Here is a 20,322-nt window from a genome sequence, read left to right as displayed (position 1 = left end):
TTTAATTCTGCTCGTATTCACCGTTAACAACAGTCGCTCGAACGTTGTAATCGCGATCGAAAATAGCAAAGTTAGCAACCATGCCCTTTTTGATTGCTCCCAGTTTATCATCAACACGAATCGCTCGTGCAGGATAGAGGGTAGCCATGCGAATCACTTCATCCAGAGCGATACCTGCGTGTTCGACACTGTTTCTAACCGCTTCAATCATGGTTAATGCCGAACCTCCAAGTGTACCATTCTCATCAATACACTTGCCATCACGGTAATATACTTTCTTACCGACGAAAATAAAGTGATCCATGTCTGCTCCTGCGGGTGCAGTTGCATCGGTGACTAAAACAAGTTTCTCGCCTTTCATACGGTGCGCCATCCGAATGTTCGCATAATCGACATGAAAACCGTCTGCGATTACACCAGTATATACGTCGGGTGTGTCGTAGATTGCACCAACCATACCAGGCTCACGCCCCGCAATTGGTGTCATTGCATTAAACAGGTGCGTGGCAAAACTAATGCCAGCAGCAAAGCCTTTTCGGGCTTCTACGTACGTTGCATTTGTATGGCCAGCTGAAACAACAACACCAGCTTCAACGAGTTGTTCGATATGCTCTTGCGCATTTTGTTCCGGTGCCAAAGTAACTTTAGTTACGATATCGGAATTTTCACAAATTGTTGAAATCATTGCATTATCAGAACGACGAATATGATCAACAGAATGAATGCCTTTTTTCATGACATTTAGATATGGCCCTTCAAGGTGAAGACCTAAAGAATGATTTTCATATTGATTCTGATAGTCACGTGTCGCTGCAATGGCAGCTTTCATATCTTCATCAGAAGATGTGATTAGTGTCGGTAAGAAACTTGTACAACCTGATTTAAGGTTAGCGCGGTGCATGGTGTGAATTGCTTCTGAATTAATTTCATCATTAAACATGACACCACCACAACCGTTAAGTTGTAGGTCAATAAAACCGGGTGTTAGGTTAGCACCGCCTAAATCAACGAGTTCAATATTTTCTGGTAATTCTGTTACCGGGCAAACAGCGTGAATGCTCACACCGTCAATGATGACGGCGTGGTTATTCAGCACATCGCTACCGGTAAAAATGCGACAATTGGTAAGCGCGTACATGAACATGTCCTTTTGGTTAAAGGTTTTTAATATTTTGAGCTTCTAACTCTTGGAAGTACTTAACTGTTTTGACTTTCAATTCTTGTGTTGCAGGCTCATCACAAACAATCAATGCTTTAGGGTGTAGCTGAAGCGCAGATACTGTCCATAAATGGTTGACGTTGCCTTCGACAGCGGCTTCTAGTGCCAATGCTTTATTGTGACCCGTCACTAAAATCATGATTTCTGCTGAATCAAGCAGGGTACCTACACCGATGGTTAATGCATATTTAGGTACTTGATTTATATCGTTATCGAAGAAACGAGAATTCGCGATACGGGTATCTTGCGTTAATGTTTTGATTCGAGTGCGAGATGCTAATGAAGACGCGGGCTCATTAAATGCGATATGGCCATCGTTACCAACACCGCCCATGAATAAATTAATTCGCCCGTACGACTTAATTTTAGCCTCGTAACGTTGGCACTCTGCATCAACATCGTCTGCGTTGCCATTAAGAAGATTAATGTTTTCTTCTTTAATATCAATGTGATTGAAAAAGTTGTTATACATGAAACTACGGTAAGATTCAGGGTGATCGGCGGTAATGCCAATGTATTCATCCATGTTAAATGTCACGACATGCTTAAAACTTACTTCGCCTGCTTCATAAAGTTCAATAAGGCGCTTATAAGTTGTGAGAGGAGTTCCCCCAGTAGGTAAGCCTAAAATAAACGGTTTGTCTGCTGTTGGTTGAAATTTGTTAATACGATCAGATATATAGCGTGCTGACCATAAACCTACTTCTTTAGCATTATTAAGTGGTATTAATCTCACCGTGACACCTCATTGAAAATACTTAAATCAAAAAAATCTTAACGACATATCGCTTTTGTTTCGAATAATAAAATAATTTTTATGATCGGGCTAGCAAATTCGTTTAGATCTTGGCTGTTCGGGTGATTGAGATCACAAATGGTGACCTTTTAATTTGCGGAGCGAAATTAATTTCATAAACTGCAAAGGACTTAATCGGATAACGAAAAAAAGTTGTCCATTTCAAATTCTAAGAGAGCCATAGGGGGAACTAAGGGTGAATATTCTTGGATATTTTCAAAAAGTAGGTAAAGCACTGATGGTGCCGGTAGCAACGCTACCTGCTGCTGCAATTTTAATGGGTATTGGTTACTGGATAGATCCAAATGGTTGGGGTGCAAACAGTGCACTTGCAGCTTTTTTGATTAAATCAGGTGCTGCAATCATCGATAACATGTCTGTACTATTCGCCGTTGGTGTTGCGTATGGTATGTCGAAAGACAAAGACGGTGCAGCAGCACTTTCTGGCTTCGTTGGTTACCTAGTTGTTACAACGCTTCTAGCACCAGGCGCAGTTGCACAAATTCAAGGTATCGACCCAAGCGCAGTTCCTGCTGCATTTGGTAAAATTGAAAACCAATTTGTTGGTATCCTTGTAGGTATCATATCTGCGGAAATTTACAATCGTTATCATACTGTAGAGCTACATAAAGCACTTGCGTTCTTCTCTGGCAAACGTTTAGTACCCATTCTAACGTCTGTTGCTGGTATCTTTATTGCCTTTGTACTTATGTACGTTTGGCCATCAGTGTACGGTGGCTTAGTGCACTTCGGTGAAGGTATCCAAGGTATGGGTGAAGTGGGTGCCGGTATCTATGCATTCTTCAACCGTCTACTAATCCCTGTTGGTCTACACCACGCATTAAACTCAGTATTCTGGTTTGACGTTGCTGGTATTAATGATTTACCTAACTTCCTTGGTGGTCAGGCGTCTATTGATTCAGGTGTTGCGATTCCTGGTGTTACAGGTATGTACATGGGTGGTTTCTTCCCAATCATGATGTTTGGTCTACCTGGTGCTGCACTTGCGATGTACCACACATCTAAAGCGAAGAACAAAGAAAAAGTAGCATCAATTATGATTGCTGCAGGTTTCGCATCATTCTTTACAGGTGTTACTGAGCCGCTAGAATTTGCATTCATGTTCCTAGCACCAGGTCTATATGTAGTACACGCAGTATTAACCGGTCTTTCTGTTTATATCGCCGCTTCAATGCACTGGGTTTCAGGCTTCGGCTTCTCGGCTGGTCTTGTCGATATGGTTCTACAGTCACGTAACCCACTAGCAACGAACTGGTACATGCTAATTCTTCAAGGTTTCGTGTTCTTTGGTCTTTACTACGCAATCTTCCGTACAGTTATCGTTAAGTTTAACCTTAAGACACCTGGTCGTGAGGATGACGAAGTAGAAGAGAGCGGTGTGACTGGTTCAAAAGAAACGGGTGAGCTTGCTAAGCAGTACCTTAAAGCACTTGGTGGTCACGGTAACCTTGAAAACATCGATGCATGTATCACGCGTCTACGTCTAACATTGAAAGACAGCAGTCTTGCTAATGAAAAGACACTAAAAGCGCTAGGTGCAATGGGTGTGGTTAAATTAGGTTCAAACAACCTACAGGTTATCCTTGGTCCTCTTGCTGAAATAGTTGCTGGTGAAATGAAACGTATCCCAGCTTCAGAAGACCTATCTGCTGTAAAACTGCCTTAATTACTTAAATTCTTAAGTAACGTAACAAAGCTTTATTTTTAAATTAAACGGTCTCCACATTCTCAAAGAGAATAGGAGACCGTTATTTTGAGTGCCTAACATTTAAGGCCTCGATTAAAATTCCCCTTTACGGGGGGCTTCGGGAGACAAATCATGAGTTTTATTTCTTTTAAATTAACAGCGCTAGCATCTGTTATTGCATTAGCAGTAACAGGGTGTGCATCACAAGGTTCGCCTGAACAAAACGTTGTAAACAACCTTGCTGAGAATCTTGATGTTAATTATGAACTTGTTACAAATCACGGTGCAAATGAAGGCCTGAAGTGCCAGGAATTGAATGCAGAATGGGCATCGTGCGATTTAATTAATTTGACGCTGGTAAATAATGGCCCAGCTGTTGATAGCAAAGATTGGACTATCTATTTCCACAGTATCCGCATGATCTTGGATGTTCAGAATGACCAGTTTAAAATCACACATGTCACTGGCGATTTACATACGCTAGAACCAACCGATAAATTTGATGGTTTTGCCGAAGGCGAGACTGTTGTTATCCCATACATAGGTGAGTACTGGACGTTATTTGAAAATGATTATATGCCTCGTGCTTATGTTGTATCGGGTGATGCCAAGCCTAAAACAATCAAAAGTACTGATGCTGAAGATCCATCTGCATACTTAACACCTATTTCTGGTGATAACTGGAAGCGTACGCCTGATGACAATAATGTATTGGCTACTGCTCAGTCTCGCTTCGAAAAAAATAACGACGTTAATCTCATTGCAAAAGAAGAGCTTGCAGGATCAATTATTCCTACGCCTTTGAGTACTCAGCTAACGGGTGATTCAATATCATTAGCTGGTGGCATTAATATTGAAAATGAAGCGATTCCAGGCAGCATGATGGTTGCGCTAAATGATCGTTTAGAGATGTTAGGCGTAAACACGGAAGGAAAATACGCGGTAAAAGTGAGTCTAGACCCAACGCGATTTACGAAAGAACAAAAGATAGAAGGCGCTTACCAATTAGATGTCCGTAAAGATGCGACGTACATTGTTGGTTATAATTACCAAGGTGCTTTCTATGGTATGCAGTCATTGATTTCGTTGATGACAACGGGTGATAAGAATACTATTCCGACGGTTAAAATCAGCGATGCTCCACGTTTTGATTACCGTGGTGTAATGGTTGATGTGGGCCGTAATTTCCACTCTAAGGCAGCCATTCTTCGTACGTTAGATCAAATGTCAGCGTATAAGATGAACAAATTCCATTTCCACCTGACTGATGATGAAGGTTGGCGTATCGAAATTCCAGGTTTACCTGAACTAACGGATATCGGTTCTAATCGTTGTCATGACTTATCAGAAACACAGTGTGTGTTGCCTCAGTTAGGTTCTGGCCCAGCATCAGATAACTTTGGATCTGGTTTTTACTCGAAGCAAGACTACATTGATATCTTAATGTACGCGAAAGCACGCGGCATTGAAGTGATTCCTGAAATTGATATGCCTGCGCACGCTCGTGCTGCGGTAGTGTCAATGGAAGCACGTTATAAGCGTTTAGCTGCTACGGGTGATATGGAAGCAGCCAATCAATATCGCTTGATGGACCCGCAAGACACATCCAATGTGACGACAGTGCAATTTTATGACAAGCGTAGCTTCATTAACCCATGTATGGATTCATCGGTTGCTTTCGTCGATAAAGTGATCACCGAAATGGCTGCAATGCACAAAGCTGCGGGCATGCCTCTAAATACGTGGCACTTCGGTGGTGATGAGGCCAAAAATATTAAACAAGGTGCTGGCTTCCAAGATATAAACTCGGTAGAAAAAGTGGCTTGGAAGGGCGATCTTGACCTATCTCTACAAGATAAGCCATTTGCAAAATCACCAATGTGCCAGCAGACAATTAATGACGGTACCGTGGCAGATTATGATCACTTACCTAGTTATTTTGCAGAGCGTGTTAGCCAGTTAGTGGCAGATCAAGGTATTGAAAACTTCCAAGCATGGCAAGATGGCTTGAAGTACTCAAAGGATGCAGAAGCTTTCGCAACCGATAATGTGCGGGTGAACTTCTGGGATGTACTTTACTGGGGCGGCGGTGCTTCAGCTTATGATTGGTCAGCTAAAGGCTACGATCTAATCATATCTAGTCCTGATTATGTTTACATGGATATGCCATACGAAGTGGATCCAGAAGAGCGAGGTTACTACTGGGCAACACGTGCGACAGATACGCGTAAAATGTTTGGTTTCGCACCAGAAAACTTGCCACAAAATGCTGAAACGTCACTCGATCGGGATGGTAACGGTTTTGCGAGCAAAGGCGCGGCAGAATACAAAGGCTTCTATGGCTTATCAGCTCAGCTTTGGAGTGAAACTGTACGTACCGATGAACAATATGAATTCATGGTATTCCCACGTGTTTTAGCGGCTGCAGAGCGTGCTTGGCATAAAGCTGAGTGGGAAGTGGATTACAAAGCTGGCGTTGAGTATTCACAGCAAACTAATTTCGTGAATAAAGAGGCGCTTAATACTGAGTGGGCACGTTTTGCCAACGTAGTAGGTCAGCGTGAATTAGCGAAGCTAGATGCGGCAGGTATTCAATATCGCGTTCCCGTTCCTGGTGCGAAAATTGAAAACGGTAGATTACAAATGAACGTGAGTATGCCTGGTCTTAAATTACAGTATTCAACCGATGGGGGTGATAGCTGGAATACTTATAACCATGATGCTCAGCCGGTCATCTCGGGTGATGTATCGGTGCGTGCCGTGAGTGCGAATGGTTTACGCTTTAGTCGAGTAACATCGTTGTAATTTGATGAATGTTCCGACTAACGATTTAAAATAAAGTTGTGCGAGAGAGGTTCTCTCGCCAGCTTCTTAATAAGCTCTCCCCAGAGCTTATTAAGAAGCTGCTGTTGTAGTTTCGTACCTTAAATTGTCAGATTTAAGGATTCGGTAATTCATCCTTCATGTGAATTCCTGACTGGAATGTTGTTGTTTTGACCCTCATTTAGGGTCATAAAGAATGTAATAGTTCTATTTACCCCGCTTCTGCGGGGTTTTTTTATATATATTGGTAAACAAAGCATACTAATTGTTGAGTCGTGACCCATATTTATGGATCATAGTCAGTTCTAAAATCCTGTAAGCACACGAGGTGTAATTGATGAGTGAATCTGAAGCTCGTCCAACTAACTTTATCCGCCAAATTATTGATGCGGATTTAGATAGTGGCAAACATAAAAGCGTTCATACCCGATTCCCGCCGGAACCGAATGGTTACCTGCATATCGGCCATGCTAAATCTATTTGTTTGAACTTCGGTATTGCTCAGGACTATCAGGGTCAATGTAATTTACGTTTTGACGACACTAACCCTGAAAAAGAAGACATCGAATACGTTGAGTCAATTAAGAACGATGTTAACTGGTTGGGCTTTGATTGGAGCGGTGAGATTTGTTATTCATCAAACTATTTCGATAAGCTATACGGGTTTGCAGTTGAATTAATTAATAAAGGCTTAGCGTATGTTGATGAGCTAAGTCCAGAGCAAATGCGTGAATACCGTGGCAACTTAACAGAGCCTGGTAAACCAAGCCCATACCGTGACCGTAGCGTTGCTGAAAACCTTGAACTGTTCGAAAAAATGAAGAACGGTGAGGTTGAAGAAGGCGTTATGTCTCTTCGCGCTAAGATCGATATGGCTTCATCTTTTATGGTGTTGCGTGATCCTGTTATTTATCGTGTTCGCTTCGCGACTCATCACCAAACAGGTGATAAGTGGTGTATCTACCCGATGTACGACTTCACACACTGTATTTCTGATGCGCTAGAAGGTATTACGCACTCGATTTGTACGCTTGAGTTCCAAGATAACCGTCGTTTATACGATTGGGTTTTGGATAATATTACGATTGATTGCCAACCTCGCCAGTATGAGTTTAGCCGTTTAAATCTTGAATATACGGTAATGTCTAAGCGTAAGCTTAATCAATTAGTCACTGATAACTTGGTGTCTGGTTGGGACGATCCACGTATGCCAACTGTTTCTGGTTTACGCCGTCGTGGTTTTACGTCTGCATCTATTCGTGAATTCTGTAAACGTATTGGTGTTACTAAGCAAGAAAACACCATCGAAATGAGCTCACTAGAGTCATGTATTCGTGATGATTTGAATGAAAATGCACCACGTGCAATGGCTGTTCTTGATCCTGTTAAAGTTGTGATTGAAAACTTTACTGGTGATGCAGAAGTCTTAACAGTGAGCAATCACCCAAGTAAACCAGAAATGGGAACGCGTGAAGTACCATTTACGCGTGAAGTTTGGATTGAACGTGAAGATTTCCGCGAAGAAGCGAATAAAAAATACAAGCGTTTAGTGTTAGGCAAAGAAGTGCGTTTACGTGGCGCTTACGTAATTAAAGCTGAACGTATCGAAAAAGATGCAGAAGGTAATATTACGACCATTTACTGTACTTACGATAATGAAACATTAGGTGTGAATCCATCTGATGGCCGTAAAGTGAAAGGTGTTATTCATTGGGTATCTGCAGATGCAGGTTTACCGGCAGAAATTCGTCTTTACGATCGTCTATTTACTGTTGCTAACCCAGCAGCATCAGATGATTTCGTTTCAGTGATTAACCCTGAATCATTAACAGTGCTTAATGGTTTTGTTGAGCCAAGCTTAAAAGTAGCCGTAGCAGAAAAAGCGTTTCAGTTTGAGCGTACAGGCTACTTCTGTGTTGATAGCAAAGACTCTTTAGCAGAGAAACTAGTATTTAACCGTACCGTAGGCTTACGTGATACATGGGCAAAAATTGGTGATTAATCACCAATAAAGCTGATTGAATAGTCGGCTTTATTTGTCTAATAAAAAACCAGCCATTTGGCTGGTTTTTTTATGCTTACTTTGTATTAGCAGAAGTAAGGATTTATGCTTAAATATTCATTTAGCTTCGTGAAGGCTTGGATCTGAATTACAATCGCCTTCAATACAGTGACCATAAAGATATAGGCTGTGATTTGTTAAGCGAACATTAAAGCTAGCTGCAATTGCTTTCTGACGTTCTTCAATGATTTCATCAGAAAATTCGATAACTTTGCCACAATCGAGACAAACTAGGTGATCATGGTGATGTTGAGTCGCTAATTCGAAAACAGATTTACCACCTTCAAAGTGATGGCGTGTAACAATACCAGCATCATCAAATTGGTTTAGTACACGATAAACTGTAGCAAGACCAATTTCTTCACCAATATCGATCAATTTCTTATACAAGTCTTCCGCACTGATATGTTGGCAATCAGGTTGTTGCAACACTTCCAAAATTTTTAAACGAGGAAGTGTGACTTTTAAGCCTGCTTGCTTAAGTGCGTGATTATTATCTGACATCTGAGTTTCCTATTGGCTACCTGCAAAAATGAAATGCAGTAGTCTTTCCCCATATCTGTTCATTATAAGGGACGATAAGATAACAATAAACCTTAAACGGCAATGAATCTATGAGTTATGCAAATTTTCTTTAGTTTGTAAAAATGTTAAAGAAATGTATAGAGTTCCTCGTCGTAACAGTCAATAAGGATTAAGACTATATTTAAGTATTATACGCCTCGAATTGTGAGATCTGCGTTGAATATTTGGCCACCATTTTGGGGGGCAGGCATTCGAATCGTTCATATCAGCGACGACTTTCGCTGTGTGAAAATTAAGTTGAAGCTAAGGTGGTGGAATAAGAATGCTAATCGCATCCAATATGGTAGGAGTATTTTTTCACTGACTGATCCTGTTTATACCCTGATGTTAATGGGGATATACGTCTAATGGTGATAAATATTTTCCCGAGTTTATTGTTAATGTGTATAACGATAAAGGTGAAGTTGTCTCTACAGTTCGACGAGTACTGTATATTCGTAAAAAGCCTAAATGCCGCCCGATAGAAACTGACAGTGATTCTATGGAAGAGGTGAGTGCTGAAGTGCAAAGTGAAGCTGTGTAAAGTAGAGGCATAAAAAAACGCGCTCTTAAAGCGCGTTTTTAACATAGGAGCAAATTGATTAGTCTGCTAGTTCAGCAAGACACATTTCTTCAAAAATTTGCTTAACCCATTTTTCAACACGTTCTTCAGTTAATTCTGGTTGACGGTCTTCGTCAACACATAAACCAACAAAGTGGTTGTCATCAGCAAGTGCTTTAGAGGCTTCAAATTCAAAGCCTTCAGTAGAGAAATGACCAACAATTGTTGCGCCACGTCCTTCAACAATGTCACGTACAGTACCCATCGCATCGCAGAAATATTCTGCATAATCTTCTTGGTCACCACAACCAAAGATAGCAACAAGCTTTGTTGAGAAGTCAATATTCTCTAGTTCAGGGAAGAAATCATCCCAATCACACTGTGCTTCACCATAGTACCAAGTAGGGATACCTAGAAGCAGTAGATCAAAATTATCAATATCTTCTTTGCTGCTTTTAGCGATATCTTTTACTTCAACTAAGTTTTTGCCTAGTTGTTTTTGAATCATTTTCGCGACAGCTTCGGTATTGCCTGTGTCGCTACCAAAGAAGAGTCCAACACTCGCCATAGTAGAGATTACCCATTTATTAGTTGTTGACCGTTATCGTTAACGGTTTACATAAATTAGATCAGGATTAAACCCGAAATGTTTAGTGATAATCGTTAGATCATCATGTGCTCATAATAATGAGCATAACTCGATGCATGTTAAATGCATCAAGCTATTGAAATTTAGCCTAGGCCTGCGCCTTCCCAGCTGATCTGAATCAGACCTTTAGTGATAAAGCCCGCACATCCTAAAAATAGCACCATCCAAACGATTTTGCGGCCAAAAGGAGGAACGTTACCTTGCTTTAATACATCTTTAATTGCCATGCCAATAAAGAAAAATATTGAAGCAAAAAGCAAATCTAGTCCAATAGATTCAAGCAAGTCCATATACTCATATAACATATCATCCCTTACAACAATCGAACTAGGCGCGCACTATATCACGACAGACGCTCACTGTTAATGTTAAGGGCGCTGCAAAAAGCTGAGAATGATACGATTTACGGTTTCAGGTTTTTCTGCATGTAGCCAGTGACCTGTGTTTGCGACCATGTGTGCCTTAGCATGGGGAAACTGTAGAGCAATTTTTTCACGGTGCTCGGGCAATATGTATTCTGATTCTTGTCCTTTTATGAATAATGTTTTTCCAATAAAAGGTAAGACGTCATTCCAGCCCATAATTGTAGCGTAATTCGCAATTAATCCTTCTACATTAAATCGCCAATTATAGCTATCACCATCTTTTGCAAATGACTTCAATAAAAACTGACGAACGCCCGGTTCAAGCACATGCTTAGCGAGGTAAACTTCAGCCTCACTTCGCTTATGAACGGTATGCTTAGCCACTTCGCGTAGACCTGCAAACACATTTTCATGGCGATGAACATGATAGTGCACAGGGGCCATATCAAGAATCATTAAGTGATCAAGACGTGTGGTTGCTACTTCACTGAGCGCCATGGCTACTTTTCCACCCATAGAGTGACCAACAACCGAAAATTGCTCAATATTCAATTCATCAATAACGGCAAGCACGTCATTGGCCATATCTCGATAAGTGAATGTGTCGGTATGTGCAGACTTACCATGATTTCGAAGATCCACGCTGATCACTTTATAATTATCTTTCAATGATCTAGCGAGTAACCCAAGATTATCTAAACTTCCGAACAAACCATGGATCAAAACGATCGCCTTTCCTTGGCCTTCAACACGATAATGAAGATTCACTGACTATTTTCTCTTATTAGGTGTGGTATTTACCGTAGAGTATAACCTCGGATCACGGTATAATCGCGCTGTGATTTTTAAACGGAACGATAATGAACACTACGATGAAGAGTATTGAGGTAGACGAAGAGCTATATCGTTATATCGCAAGCCAAACCCAACATATTGGTGAAAGTGCATCCGATATTTTGCGTCGCTTGTTAATGGTACCTGCAGAGCAGCAACTTGAGGTTGTCGTGCCAGTACGTCCAAAAGGTATTGTTGTTAGCAAAGACGCAGGAAATGAGCAGAAACTTGATCGTGTTAAAGAAATGCGAACGTTGCTGATTTCTGATGAGTTTGCGGTACAAGATAAAGCCATTGGTCGATTTATGATGATCTTATCTTCACTTTATCGCATCGATTCTGAAGGCTTCATTGAAGCTGCGGCAATTAAAGGTCGTACCCGCGTTTACTTTGCAGATAACGAAGAAGCTTTACTTGCGAGTGGTAAAACGACTAAGCCGAAAGCTATCCCAGAAACACCTTACTGGGTAATTACGAATACGAATACTGACCGTAAACGTCAGATGGTTGATCAGCTTATGGTTAAGATGAACTATAACACTGACATCATTGAGAAAGTTTGCGGTGTAATTTAACTGGCTATATGCCTTCGTTTTACAAGGATAAGTACATGGCGATCCATCCTCGCGCTGGGCAACGTGCTCAGCAAGAAGATATGCATAATATTCCTGCATTAGTTGCGAACTACTTTTTGATTGAGCCTAGTGCTTCAAATCCACAGCAGCATGTTGCTTTTGGCACGTCTGGTCATCGTGGAACGGCTGATAAAGGCACGTTTAACCAGCATCATATTTGGGCTATTGCTCAAGCTGTTGCTGAGGTACGTGCTGAAAAAGGTGTAACGGGTCCACTTTTTTTAGGTAAAGACACTCATGCTTTATCTGAACCAGCTTTTACCTCTACATTGGAAGTATTAGTTGCGAATAATGTAAAAGTGGTTATCCAAGAAGATAATGGTTATACCCCTACACCGGGTGTATCTCATGCCATCCTTTGCCATAACTTGGCAAATGCAGATAAAGCTGATGGTATCGTGATTACGCCTTCTCATAACCCACCTCAAGATGGTGGCATCAAGTACAACCCTGTACATGGTGGCCCTGCTGAAGGTGAGTTAACATCTGCAATCGAAAAGCGCGCAAATGAAATAATTGCTAAGGGCTTAGTTGATGTTAAGCGTGTTGCGATTGGAGTGGCACGTGCTAGCGATTTAGTGGTAGAAAAAGAGCTTGTAGCACCTTATGTTGACGACTTAGTGAATGTTGTTGATATGGCTGCGATTCAAAAAGCGAATCTTAAGATTGGTGTTGATCCTTTAGGTGGCTCTGGTATTGAATACTGGCGTCAGATTGGTCAACATTATGGTCTCGATTTAACATTGATCAACGAATCAATTGATCCGTCATTCCGTTTTATGTCACTCGACAAAGATGGCGCGATCCGAATGGATTGTTCTTCTCCATATGCAATGGCTGGTCTTCTTGCACATAAAGATAACTACGATTTAGCGTTTGGTAATGATCCTGATTATGATCGTCATGGTATCGTTACGCCTACAGGTTTGATGAATCCTAACCATTTCTTGGCTGTGTGTATTGATTATTTATACCGTCACCGCCCAGAGTGGAATCAAAGTGTTGCTGTTGGTAAAACATTGGTTTCTAGTGCACTGATCGACCGTGTGGTTGCTGATTTAGGTCGTGATTTATGCGAAGTACCTGTTGGCTTTAAATGGTTTGTTGATGGTCTATATTCTGGTGAATTAGGCTTTGGTGGTGAAGAAAGTGCAGGGGCATCGTTCCTTCGCATGAATGGCACACCATGGTCGACAGATAAAGATGGCATTCTTTTATGTTTACTTGCGGCAGAGATTACTGCGGTAACGGGTAAAAACCCACAGCAGTATTATGAAGAGTTAGCTGCTAAGCATGGCGCTTCTGAGTACAACCGATTACAAGCTGTTGCAAATGGCGAACAAAAGTCGGTACTGAGCAAGCTATCTGCTGAGATGGTTGCTGCTGAAACATTAGCTGGCGATGCCATTACTGCGCGACTAACTCATGCTCCTGGTAACGGTGCAGCAATTGGTGGTCTTAAAGTAACAACAGAGAACGGTTGGTTTGCTGCTCGCCCATCAGGTACTGAAGATATTTACAAGATTTACTGTGAAAGCTTTAAAGGTAAAGAACATCTAAGCCTTATTGAAAAAGAAGCACAAGAAATTGTAAGTAAAGTCTTTGCTGATGCTGGCTTATAACAGACGGATTTTCGTTATTGTTAGCGTGTAAAGCAAACAATAATTGATACCAATAAACGCTCTACTATCCACTTTTACTATTGGATACTAGGGCGTTTTTTTATGCCATGGCCATTCATTGGGTACGATAAACCAAACTTGATTATCAGGTGAAATAGCCTGTGTTGGGTGTACTAATGACGCGGTATTTAGTATTGCTGTTAACTCTTCGTAAGCGGGTGGCGATATCCAATGTTGCTTAATGAGTTCTCTTAGCTGTATGCCATTGCTAGACATTACTTTAGCCTCTGCCTGAAAGCACCATTTTCCTGTAAGGCTATTAGGGTTAATTTCAATGCTAGGTTGATGATTTCTTGCTGCATCATGATTGAATCGTCGCCCTTGCATAATGAGACGCTTTACCGCTGGTTGCCCATAAATCGAATTGTATTGAGTGCGATAAGCATTATGGTGGCTTAATTCAAGTTGATGGCAGCTCATGCGGTTAATTTTTCTGTCTAATTGATCTTTGGCATTAGGCCCAATCCAGTTACCTTGGTGTTCAAGGTAGAATTTTATCGCCACTTCCCAATGTTCCAGCTCATTACTTTTCTTATTTTTTACAAGAAAATCAATCGCGCCAACGGTTTGATTATCCCATTGTAGCTGTATTTCTTCAGCGATTAATTCATAATTTGAATGAGCATTAATAATTTTTAACCACAACCATTGATAATAGAAGCCAAGCCGTTGATTGCCGTTATAAGCCTCATAGCTGGGAATAGATGCGTGTTTACGGAGTTCCTCTAGCCATTCATTATCTATTTGATATTTAACGCCAAGGGTTAGGGTGGGGCATGATAATACAGCAGAGATATCACGTCTGAATTGCTTTATTTTGGTTGTGTTGTTGGCTGTAAATGGCATAACGAACACCTACTTTATTGAGATAGCGAAGTCGTTCAATTATTGTGCTGAATCATATATTTAATTGTACGTTATCGCTTAGAATACATACAGGTTAGGCCAGTTTGGAGGTTGTATGTACAGGTCATTTTCGCTTTTTAAGATTATCCTTCGCCGCATTTTTGTTGTACTTGCAGGACTTTTATCTTTTCCTATCGTCATTTTTTTACCTATATCAACACGTTCTCGGATCTATAGTTATTTAGATCGCTATTGGCTTAAAACCAGTAATAAACCTGTTTGGTTAAAACAGACCGAACATGGCGCAAAAGAACTTTATTGAGATGCTCAAATATATTCTTTCTGTTCTATCAATTGAAAAAGCGGCTAGACGGAGAGATCACTCTGAATTTTGTATATTGAGGTAACTTGGGTATACCTTTTACTTTTCAAAGTTATAATCAAGATAACTCGGGTAGAAAGATCATAACAGGAAGCCATAATGAATAACCTGAAACTGGAAGCGGCATTAAACGAATTGCTCAGCCCTCATTTAATCAAAGATTATTGCCCGAACGGCCTTCAGGTTGAAGGTAAGACTCAGGTCAACAAAATCATAACAGGTGTAACAGCATGCCAAGCCCTAATAGAGCGTGCTATTGAAGAAAAAGCGGATGCATTATTAGTTCACCATGGTTTTTTTTGGAAAGGTGAACCCGCTGAAATCCGAGGTATGAAATTTCGTCGTATAAAAGCGCTTATTGAGAACGGTATTAATCTTTATGCTTATCATTTGCCGCTAGATGTGCATCCAGAGTTGGGTAATAACGCTAAATTGGCACAAATGCTTGAACTGGAAGTGATTGGTGGATTAGAAGAGGCTAACCCCCGATCTGTGGCAATGTATGGACAGCTCGACAAAGCGATAACGGGCGCTGAATTAGCATCTCGACTTTCTATCGGGTTACATCGTGAGCCTTTGCATATTGGTGACAATGCACCTACTGAGATTAAAACGGTGGGTTGGTGTACTGGCGGTGGACAAGATTATATTGATCTAGCTGCACAAAAAGGGCTTGATGCATTTATTTCGGGTGAGATTTCTGAGCGGACAGTTCACATTGCGCGTGAGTTAGGCATTCATTATTTTGCGGCTGGGCATCATGCCACTGAGCGTTATGGTGTAAAGGCGTTAGGTGAATGGTTAGCGCAAGAGCATCAATTCGATGTGACGTTTATCGATATCGATAATCCAGTGTAGAGCCTTATATCTAATAAGTGATTTTAGCTAGTAAGGATGATCTGGTACTTGTCTAGCTTGGGTATATAAAAAAGGTTGAGCCATTTAGCTCAACCTTTTTAATTTCTAGTGTTTAACTATTAAGAAGTTAAATCGACACTATTCACGCTCATGAAGAGGTTTAAATTCACGCTGTAGCTCACCAGTGTAAAGCTGACGAGGACGACCGATACGATTATCTGGGTCACCGTGCATTTCGCTCCAGTGTGCAATCCAACCAACAGTCCGAGACATGGCGAAAATAACCGTAAACATTGAAACTGGAATACCAATAGCTTTCAAGATTAGACCTGAGTAGAAATCGACATTCGGGTACAGTTTCTTGTCAATAAAGTACGGGTCAGAAAGTGCGATACGTTCCAGCTCCATTGCCACGTCAAGCAGTGGATCTTGGATATTAAGCTCTTCTAATACTTCATGACATGCTTCACGCATTACTGTTGCACGTGGGTCATAGTTTTTGTAAACGCGGTGACCAAAACCCATAAGACGGAATGGGTCATCTTTGTCTTTTGCTCGTTCTACATATTCTTCAATTTTATCAACGCTGCCAATTTCTTCTAGCATTTTCAAGCAGGCTTCATTTGCCCCGCCATGTGCTGGTCCCCAAAGTGACGCAATACCAGCGGCAATACATGCAAACGGGTTAGCGCCTGAAGAGCCAGCTAAACGTACTGTAGATGTTGAAGCATTTTGTTCGTGATCGGCATGTAAGGTGAAGATCTTATCCATTGCACGCGCAACAACTGGGCTTACATCATACTCTTCACACGGAGTCGCAAACATCATGTGCAGGAAGTTTTCTGCATAATCTAGATCGTTACGAGGGAAGATGAATGGTTGTCCAATTGAGTATTTGTAACACATCGAAGCAAGTGTCGGCATTTTTGATAGCAAACGGAATGCCGTGATTTCACGGTGGCTATCATTATTGATATCTAACGAGTCATGGTAAAACGCTGCAAGCGCTCCAACCACACCACACATTACTGCCATAGGGTGAGCATCTCGACGGAAACCGTGGAAGAAGCTGGCAATTTGTTCATGAACCATTGTGTGACGCGTTACTGTAGTACGGAAAGATTCGTACTGAGCGCGGGTTGGCACTTCACCATATAACAATACGTAACATACTTCTAAGTAGTCAGCGTTATTGGCTAATTGGTCGATAGGGTAACCACGGTGTAGCAGGATACCTTTGTCGCCATCAATGTAAGTAATTTGAGATTCACATGATGCTGTGGCTAGAAAACCAGGATCAAATGTAAAGTAACCGTTAGCGCCAAGTTTACGCACATCAATTACATCTGGACCCTTAGTGCCCCCAAGAATTGGTAGTTCGATTGGGGCCTTCCCTTCAATGTGAAGAGTCGCTTTCTTATCCGCCATAACAATCTCCTTTGCTATTATTATAATCCTAATCCGATTCGGACCTCCTTTTGTTGTACCTTTCGTTGGCCCAAATGTCAATTTTGATGCCGTTTTGTGTGCGCTTGTTAATAAGTTTGAATAAAAAGGTGTAGATTTCTAAAAGCGTGTTAGAGGTCATGTAACGAAATTTGTGTTTGGTTGTTACGGGGCGTATACTCGCGGCAGGTCTCTGGTTATGCTAATGCCAGAAGCGAATGCTTAAGTTATTAATAATATTAGTTACTTAGGTTGAAGGCTGTTTATCTTTAATGTAAAAACAACCTAGCAACCTAACGTTACATATATGTTGCACTTATTCGTTGGCGTAGCAGATGGCCGGGGAGTTTTATAAAAATAAAATGCTTCAATGGAGCTGAGTGGGCAAACACCGTGAAAGTTAAAAAGCCAAGACCTGTCAATCTTGATCTACAGACGATTCGCTTCCCCTTAACTGCGATTGCGTCAATCCTACACCGCGTATCCGGCGTTATTACGTTCGTTTCTGTTGCAATCTTACTCTGGTTACTAAATATTTCTTTATCTTCCCCCGAAGGTTTTGCAAGCGCAGCCAGCATTGCTGACAGCTTTTTTGTGAAATTTATATTATGGGGTGTGTTAACAGCATTGTTCTATCACATTGTTGTAGGTGTTCGTCACCTATTAATGGATATGGGATATTTTGAAGAAATGGAAACAGGCATTGCAAGCACGAAAGTGAGCTTTGCAATTGTTGCTGTTCTTTCTGTATTTGCTGGAGGCCTAGTATGGTAAACAACGTATCCACAGTCGGCCGTAATGGTATCCACGATTTTATCTTGATTCGTGCAACCGCAATCATTCTAACCCTTTACACCATTTATATGGTCGGATTTTTCGCCTTTGGTCCTGACCTTAGTTTTGAAACTTGGACTGCCTTTTGGGGGCAGCTGAGTACTAAGGTTTTCACTATGTTGGCGTTAATCTCGATTCTTGTTCACGCCTGGATTGGGTTGTGGCAAGTATTGACCGATTACATAAAATGCGCGGCTTTACGAGCAGGCATTCAATTTGGTGTTGTAGCAGTACTTTTTGTTTACCTGTTTTCAGGTTTCTTCATTGTGTGGGGTGTGTAAGTGAGCATTGCAGTTCGTGAGTTTGATGCCGTAGTTATCGGTGCTGGTGGTGCAGGTATGCGCGCAGCACTACAAATTTCTGAACAAGGCCTTAGCTGTGCCTTGTTGTCTAAAGTCTTCCCTACACGTTCTCATACTGTGTCAGCACAGGGTGGTATTACCGTTGCTCTTGGTAATTCACATCCCGATAATTGGCAATGGCATATGTACGACACAGTAAAAGGTTCTGATTACATCGGTGATCAGAATGCTATTGAATATATGTGTCAAAACGGACCTAAATCCGTAATCGAACTTGAAAAAATGGGTCTTCCGTTTTCTCGTTTTGAAGATGGTTCGATTTACCAGCGTCCTTTTGGTGGTCAATCAAAAGCATTTGGTGGCGAACAAGCGGCACGTACAGCGGCTGCGGCTGACCGTACTGGACATGCACTTCTTCATACCCTTTACCAACAGAATATCAAGCATAAAACAACTATCTTTTCAGAGTGGTATGCACTTGATTTAGTTAAAAACCAAGACGGTGCAATTCTTGGTTGTACAGCCATTTGTATGGAAACAGGTGAAACGTGTTATTTTAAATCAAAGGCGACTATTTTAGCGACTGGTGGTGCTGGTCGTATTTATGCGTCAACAACGAATGCATTCATTAACACTGGCGATGGTGTTGGTATGGCGCTTCGTGCTGGTGTACCAATGCAAGACATCGAAATGTGGCAATTCCACCCTACGGGTATTGCTGGCGCAGGTGTTTTAGTGACGGAAGGTTGTCGTGGTGAAGGCGGTTACCTGCTGAACAAAGACGGCGAACGCTTCATGGAACGTTATGCACCCAATGCGAAAGACCTTGCTGGTCGAGACGTTGTTGCGCGTTCAATGATGGTTGAAATTCGTGAAGGGCGTGGTTGTGATGGCCCATGGGGTCCACACCTCAAGCTTAAATTGGATCACCTTGGTAAAGATGTACTTGAATCTCGTCTTCCTGGTATATGTGAATTGTCGCGTACATTCGCACATATCGATCCAGTGAAAGAGCCCATTCCAGTTATCCCAACATGTCACTACATGATGGGTGGCGTACCAACGCAAGTTTCTGGTCAAGCGCTTAAACAAAACAGTGCTGGTCAGGATGAAGAAGTACAGGGCCTATTTGCTTGTGGTGAAATTGCCTCTGTATCGGTACACGGTGCAAACCGTTTAGGTGGTAACTCATTGCTTGATTTGGTTGTATTTGGTCGTGCAACAGGCTTACACCTAGGTGAAACGCTTTCTGCGCAATCTGAGGCTCGCCCTGCAAGTGAATCTGATATTGAAGCATCTTTGGAACGTGTAAATCGATGGAATAACACGCAAAAAGGTGAAGACCCAGTTCAAATTCGTAAAGATTTACAGTCTTGTATGCAAAATAACTTCTCGGTATTCCGTGAAGGTGAAGCAATGGCGACAGGCTTAGAAGAACTTAAAGCTATCCGTGAGCGTCTGAAAGATGCACGTCTAGACGATACGTCGACTGAATTCAACACTCAGCGTATTGAATGTTTAGAGCTCGATAACTTAATGGAAACTGCATACGCGACAGCCGTTGCTGCAAACTTCCGAACAGAAAGTCGTGGTGCACATGCTCGTTTCGACTTCCCTGAGCGTGATGATGAGAATTGGCTATGTCACTCAATTTACAACCCTGAGACAGAGCAAATGTCGAAGCGTGATGTAAATATGAAACCGCTAACTCGCGAAGCGTTCCCGCCAAAAGCGCGTACTTACTAGGGAAGGGAA

The 20,322-nt window shown here is 41.6% G+C and carries 18 protein-coding genes and 1 pseudogene; 11 read left to right on the top strand and 8 right to left on the bottom strand.

Going from position 1 to position 20,322, the window contains the following annotated elements:
* Position 1: 1 nt before the first annotated feature.
* Both nagA and nagB read right to left on the bottom strand, forming a co-directional pair.
* Positions 2-1,138 (bottom strand): N-acetylglucosamine-6-phosphate deacetylase, encoded by a 1,137-nt coding sequence (gene nagA / locus C9J47_RS08845; protein ID WP_107253183.1) that lies wholly within the window; start codon positions 1,136-1,138, stop codon positions 2-4.
* Positions 1,139-1,154: 16 nt separating this feature from the next.
* Entirely contained in the window at positions 1,155-1,955 is an 801-nt protein-coding gene (gene nagB, locus C9J47_RS08840) for a glucosamine-6-phosphate deaminase (protein ID WP_107253182.1), read from the bottom strand.
* Positions 1,956-2,211: 256 nt separating this feature from the next.
* Here nagB and nagE point away from each other — a divergent pair, with 256 nt between their 5' ends.
* From nagE to glnS, 3 genes are all read left to right on the top strand, one after another.
* Entirely contained in the window at positions 2,212-3,702 is a 1,491-nt protein-coding gene (nagE, locus tag C9J47_RS08835) for an N-acetylglucosamine-specific PTS transporter subunit IIBC (protein WP_107253181.1), read from the top strand.
* Positions 3,703-3,855: 153 nt separating this feature from the next.
* Positions 3,856-6,528 carry a beta-N-acetylhexosaminidase gene (locus C9J47_RS08830; RefSeq protein WP_211321721.1) on the top strand — a complete coding sequence of 891 codons (2,673 nt, stop codon included), beginning with the start codon at positions 3,856-3,858 and terminating at the stop codon, positions 6,526-6,528.
* Between the two features lie 355 nt (positions 6,529-6,883).
* Positions 6,884-8,548, top strand: coding sequence for a glutamine--tRNA ligase (gene glnS, locus C9J47_RS08825; RefSeq protein ID WP_107253180.1), 1,665 nt, complete (start codon positions 6,884-6,886; stop codon positions 8,546-8,548).
* 117 nt (positions 8,549-8,665) lie between these two features.
* Here glnS and fur read toward each other — a convergent pair whose 3' ends face one another.
* Complete coding sequence (fur, locus tag C9J47_RS08820) at positions 8,666-9,112, bottom strand: ferric iron uptake transcriptional regulator (RefSeq protein WP_107253179.1); 447 nt, start codon at positions 9,110-9,112, stop codon at positions 8,666-8,668.
* Positions 9,113-9,310: 198 nt separating this feature from the next.
* Between fur and C9J47_RS08815 the strand changes: the two are divergent.
* Positions 9,311-9,716 (top strand): annotated as a pseudogene (locus C9J47_RS08815) (DUF4442 domain-containing protein).
* A 58-nt stretch (positions 9,717-9,774) separates the two neighbouring features.
* Here the strand turns inward: C9J47_RS08815 and fldA are convergent.
* From fldA to C9J47_RS08800, 3 genes are all read right to left on the bottom strand, one after another.
* Complete coding sequence (gene fldA, locus C9J47_RS08810; protein ID WP_107253178.1) at positions 9,775-10,302, bottom strand: flavodoxin FldA; 528 nt, start codon at positions 10,300-10,302, stop codon at positions 9,775-9,777.
* A gap of 164 nt (positions 10,303-10,466) precedes the next feature.
* Positions 10,467-10,688 (bottom strand): DUF2788 domain-containing protein, encoded by a 222-nt coding sequence (locus C9J47_RS08805; RefSeq protein WP_107253177.1) that lies wholly within the window; start codon positions 10,686-10,688, stop codon positions 10,467-10,469.
* Positions 10,689-10,751: 63 nt separating this feature from the next.
* Entirely contained in the window at positions 10,752-11,516 is a 765-nt protein-coding gene (locus C9J47_RS08800; protein WP_107253176.1) for an alpha/beta fold hydrolase, read from the bottom strand.
* Between the two features lie 104 nt (positions 11,517-11,620).
* Between C9J47_RS08800 and seqA the strand changes: the two genes are divergently transcribed.
* Both seqA and pgm read left to right on the top strand, forming a co-directional pair.
* The gene (seqA, locus tag C9J47_RS08795; protein WP_107253467.1) at positions 11,621-12,157 is read left to right on the top strand and encodes a replication initiation negative regulator SeqA; all 537 of its coding nucleotides are present in this window, start codon (positions 11,621-11,623) and stop codon (positions 12,155-12,157) included.
* A gap of 35 nt (positions 12,158-12,192) precedes the next feature.
* A complete protein-coding gene (pgm, locus tag C9J47_RS08790) occupies positions 12,193-13,839 on the top strand; it encodes a phosphoglucomutase (alpha-D-glucose-1,6-bisphosphate-dependent) (RefSeq protein ID WP_107253175.1) in 1,647 nt (548 codons plus the stop codon).
* Positions 13,840-13,926: 87 nt separating this feature from the next.
* On the opposite strand, the gene C9J47_RS08785 is transcribed toward pgm, so the two are convergent.
* Positions 13,927-14,745, bottom strand: a complete 819-nt coding sequence (locus tag C9J47_RS08785; protein WP_107253174.1) for a DUF1853 family protein — start codon at positions 14,743-14,745, stop codon at positions 13,927-13,929.
* A 115-nt stretch (positions 14,746-14,860) separates the two neighbouring features.
* Here C9J47_RS08785 and C9J47_RS08780 point away from each other — a divergent pair, with 115 nt between their 5' ends.
* Complete coding sequence (locus C9J47_RS08780; RefSeq protein WP_107253173.1) at positions 14,861-15,067, top strand: DUF2517 family protein; 207 nt, start codon at positions 14,861-14,863, stop codon at positions 15,065-15,067.
* Between the two features lie 159 nt (positions 15,068-15,226).
* Positions 15,227-15,985: a Nif3-like dinuclear metal center hexameric protein gene (locus C9J47_RS08775; RefSeq protein ID WP_107253172.1), complete on the top strand. Its 759-nt coding sequence runs from the start codon at positions 15,227-15,229 to the stop codon at positions 15,983-15,985.
* Positions 15,986-16,123: 138 nt separating this feature from the next.
* On the opposite strand, the gene C9J47_RS08770 is transcribed toward C9J47_RS08775, so the two are convergent.
* The gene (locus C9J47_RS08770; RefSeq protein ID WP_107253171.1) at positions 16,124-17,413 is read right to left on the bottom strand and encodes a citrate synthase; all 1,290 of its coding nucleotides are present in this window, start codon (positions 17,411-17,413) and stop codon (positions 16,124-16,126) included.
* A 411-nt stretch (positions 17,414-17,824) separates the two neighbouring features.
* Between C9J47_RS08770 and sdhC the strand changes: the two genes are divergently transcribed.
* From sdhC to sdhA, 3 genes are read left to right on the top strand one after another with little or no spacing between them, the layout of a single operon-like run.
* Positions 17,825-18,205, top strand: a complete 381-nt coding sequence (sdhC, locus tag C9J47_RS08765; RefSeq protein WP_107241024.1) for a succinate dehydrogenase cytochrome b556 subunit — start codon at positions 17,825-17,827, stop codon at positions 18,203-18,205.
* Positions 18,199-18,546: a succinate dehydrogenase, hydrophobic membrane anchor protein gene (sdhD, locus tag C9J47_RS08760; protein ID WP_107253170.1), complete on the top strand. Its 348-nt coding sequence runs from the start codon at positions 18,199-18,201 to the stop codon at positions 18,544-18,546. The genes sdhC and sdhD overlap by 7 nt, the downstream gene beginning before the upstream one ends.
* Positions 18,547-20,313: a succinate dehydrogenase flavoprotein subunit gene (gene sdhA, locus C9J47_RS08755; protein WP_107253169.1), complete on the top strand. Its 1,767-nt coding sequence runs from the start codon at positions 18,547-18,549 to the stop codon at positions 20,311-20,313. It abuts the gene before it with no gap.
* The last annotated feature ends 9 nt before the right edge of the window (positions 20,314-20,322 follow it).

This window comes from Photobacterium indicum, from assembly GCF_003026215.1.
In the GTDB taxonomy this organism is placed as follows: Bacteria; Pseudomonadota; Gammaproteobacteria; order Enterobacterales; family Vibrionaceae; genus Photobacterium; species Photobacterium indicum.
Note: the sequence above shows the minus strand (reverse complement) of the source record. Positions and strands in the feature narration are given on the sequence as shown.

What these genes read in the sequence shown, in the direction of transcription:
- nagA (WP_107253183.1), bottom strand. Translation starts at nt 1,138, where the DNA reads ATGTACGCGCTTACCAATTGTCGCATTTTTACCGGTAGCGATGTGCTG.
- C9J47_RS08830 (WP_211321721.1), top strand. Translation starts at nt 3,856, where the DNA reads ATGAGTTTTATTTCTTTTAAATTAACAGCGCTAGCATCTGTTATTGCA.
- glnS (WP_107253180.1), top strand. Translation starts at nt 6,884, where the DNA reads ATGAGTGAATCTGAAGCTCGTCCAACTAACTTTATCCGCCAAATTATT.
- fur (WP_107253179.1), bottom strand. Translation starts at nt 9,112, where the DNA reads ATGTCAGATAATAATCACGCACTTAAGCAAGCAGGCTTAAAAGTCACA.
- fldA (WP_107253178.1), bottom strand. Translation starts at nt 10,302, where the DNA reads ATGGCGAGTGTTGGACTCTTCTTTGGTAGCGACACAGGCAATACCGAA.
- C9J47_RS08805 (WP_107253177.1), bottom strand. Translation starts at nt 10,688, where the DNA reads ATGTTATATGAGTATATGGACTTGCTTGAATCTATTGGACTAGATTTG.
- seqA (WP_107253467.1), top strand. Translation starts at nt 11,621, where the DNA reads ATGAAGAGTATTGAGGTAGACGAAGAGCTATATCGTTATATCGCAAGC.
- pgm (WP_107253175.1), top strand. Translation starts at nt 12,193, where the DNA reads ATGGCGATCCATCCTCGCGCTGGGCAACGTGCTCAGCAAGAAGATATG.
- C9J47_RS08785 (WP_107253174.1), bottom strand. Translation starts at nt 14,745, where the DNA reads ATGCCATTTACAGCCAACAACACAACCAAAATAAAGCAATTCAGACGT.
- C9J47_RS08780 (WP_107253173.1), top strand. Translation starts at nt 14,861, where the DNA reads ATGTACAGGTCATTTTCGCTTTTTAAGATTATCCTTCGCCGCATTTTT.
- C9J47_RS08775 (WP_107253172.1), top strand. Translation starts at nt 15,227, where the DNA reads ATGAATAACCTGAAACTGGAAGCGGCATTAAACGAATTGCTCAGCCCT.
- C9J47_RS08770 (WP_107253171.1), bottom strand. Translation starts at nt 17,413, where the DNA reads ATGGCGGATAAGAAAGCGACTCTTCACATTGAAGGGAAGGCCCCAATC.
- sdhD (WP_107253170.1), top strand. Translation starts at nt 18,199, where the DNA reads ATGGTAAACAACGTATCCACAGTCGGCCGTAATGGTATCCACGATTTT.